At 73.3% G+C, this 2,524-nt stretch carries 2 protein-coding genes; one reads left to right on the top strand and one right to left on the bottom strand.

Annotated features, from left to right (window positions below; translation table 11 throughout):
* Window positions 1–1,177 (bottom strand): MFS transporter (locus HW445_RS26495; RefSeq protein ID WP_218957413.1); only part of this gene is annotated, 1,177 nt, incomplete at its 3' end.
* Window positions 1,178–1,391: 214 nt separating this feature from the next.
* Here HW445_RS26495 and dusB point away from each other — a divergent pair.
* A partial coding sequence (dusB, locus tag HW445_RS26490) for a tRNA dihydrouridine synthase DusB (RefSeq protein WP_180223406.1) occupies window positions 1,392–2,524 on the top strand: 1,133 nt, incomplete at its 3' end.

Genomic DNA, 2,524 nt, shown 5'->3' with positions numbered 1-2,524 from the left:
CGGTCACCGCGACGCCCAGGGTCGCCCCGAGCTGCCGGCTGGTGGAGGCCACCGCGGCCGCCACCCCGGCCTGGGCGCGGGGCATGCCGGAGACGGCGGTGTTGGTGATCGGCGCGTTCACCATGCCGAAGCCCACGCCGAAGAGCGCGTAGCCGGCCGCCAGGGTGGCGTCGCCCGCCTCCGGGAAGCCGGCGAACACGATCCCCGCCGCGGCCATCGCGGTCCCCGCGACCAGCAGCGGGACCCGTGGTCCCCGGTCGGCGACGATGCGGCCGGCGAGCGGCGCGAGGAGGAACGTCGGCACCGCCATGGGCAGCATCCACAGCCCCGCGTGAAGGGGGTCGAGGCCCCGGACCTCCTGGAGGTGGAGCGTGGAGAGGAACAGGAAGCCGCTCAGCGCGGAGAACGCGCAGACCGCGATCACGGTGGCCCCGCTGAACGGCGCGGACCGGAAGAAGCGCAGGTCGATCAGTGGTTCCGGGCGCCGGGGCTCGTGCCACAGCAGGCCGAGCAGGGCGGCCGCGGCGACGCAGGCGACCGGAACGACCCGCGCGGCGGGCGCGTGCGGGGCCTCGATGATCGCGTAGGTCAGCGAGCCGAAGAGGACGGCCACCAGCAGCTGGCCCACGGGGTCGAAGCGGCGGGCCCGCGGCGCCCGGGACTCGGGGACGAGGCGGAGGGTGAGCAGCAGGGCGGCCAGGCCGACCGGAAGGTTGATCCAGAAGACCGCGCGCCAGCCGACCGAGTCCACCAGGAGCCCGCCCACCAGCGGCCCCGAGGCCATCGACAGCCCCACCACGGCGCCCCAGACGCCGATGGCGCGGGCCCGCTCGGCGGGCTCGGTGAAGGTGTTGGTGATGATCGACATGGCCACCGGGTTGAGCATCGACCCGCCGACGGCCTGCACCACACGGAACACGACGAGTGCTTCCAGGCTCGGCGCCAGCGAGCACAGCAGGGAGCCCAGGGAGAAGACGACCAGGCCGGTCATGAAGACCCGTCTGCGGCCCAGGCGGTCGGCGGTGGAGCCGGCGACCATCAGCAGCGCCGCGAGAACCAGCGTGTAGGCGTCGAGGGCCCACTGCATCCCGGAGACGCCGCCGCCCAGCTCCCGGCCCATCGCGGGCAGCGCCACGTTGAGGACCGTGATGTCCAGGCTGACCAGCAGCAGACTCATGCAGCAGACGGCGAGGACGAGGAACTTGCGGCGCGGGCTGAGCTCAGGGGCGGGATGCACGGGTGCATGCTAATACCAATAGTGTGCCTAACTAAAGGATGCGGCGGATGTCCCGGGCGGCGGCCCGCGGCCTCCGGGCGGTGGCCCGCGGCCTCCGGGCGATACCCCGACCGGGCCCGCCCGCACCACTCCCGCGGTGAGGGACAATGGGGCAATGCCCACGCCCGTGACTCCTCTGCAGATCGGCCCGCACACCGTCCAGCCGCCGGTGGTGCTCGCGCCCATGGCCGGTATCACCAACGCGCCCTTCCGGACCCTGTGCCGGGAGTTCAGCGGCGGCAAGGGCCTGTTCGTCAGCGAGATGATCACCACCCGGGCGCTGGTCGAGCGCAACGAGAAGACCATGCAGCTGATCCACTTCGACGCGAGCGAGAAGCCGCGGTCGATCCAGCTGTACGGCGTGGACCCGGCCACCGTCGGCAAGGCGGTCCGCATGATCGTCGACGAGGACCTCGCCGACCACATCGACCTGAACTTCGGCTGCCCGGTGCCCAAGGTCACCCGCAAGGGCGGCGGCTCCGCGCTGCCGTACAAGCGGAACCTGCTGCGCTCCATCCTGCGCGAGGCCGTCCGCGAGGCCGGCGCGCTGCCGGTCACCATGAAGATGCGCAAGGGCATCGACGACGACCACCTCACCTACCTCGACGCCGGCCGGATCGCCGTCGAGGAGGGCGTCACCGCCATCGCGCTGCACGGCCGCACCACCGCCCAGCACTACGGCGGCACCGCGGACTGGGAGGCGATCGCGCGCCTCAAGGAGCACGTGCCGGAGATCCCGGTGCTGGGCAACGGCGACATCTGGTGCGCCGAGGACGCCCTGCGGATGGTCCGCGAGACCGGCTGCGACGGCGTCGTCGTCGGCCGCGGCTGCCTGGGCCGCCCCTGGCTCTTCGCCGACCTGGTCGCCGCCTTCGAGGGCCGCGCGGACCGGGTCGCCCCCACCCTGGGCGAGGTCGCCGACGCGATGGTCCGGCACGCCACCCTGCTCGGCGAGTGGATCGGCGACGAGGCGCGCGGCGTCATCGACTTCCGCAAGCACGTCGCCTGGTACCTCAAGGGGTTCGCGGTCGGGTCCGAGATGCGCAAGCGCCTCGCCATCACCTCGACCCTGGCGGACCTGCGTGCCGGGCTGGACGAGCTGGACCTCGACCAGCCCTGGCCCACCGGCGCCGACGGCCCGCGCGGCCGCACCTCGGGCAACAACCGGGTCGCCCTCCCGGACGGCTGGCTCGACGACCCCTACGACTGCGCGGGCGTGACCGCCGACGCGGAGCTGGAGACCTCCGG

The organism is Streptomyces sp. UH6, from assembly GCF_013421635.1.
In the GTDB taxonomy this organism is placed as follows: Bacteria; Actinomycetota; Actinomycetes; order Streptomycetales; family Streptomycetaceae; genus Streptomyces; species Streptomyces abyssomicinicus.
Note: the sequence above shows the minus strand (reverse complement) of the source record. Positions and strands in the feature narration are given on the sequence as shown.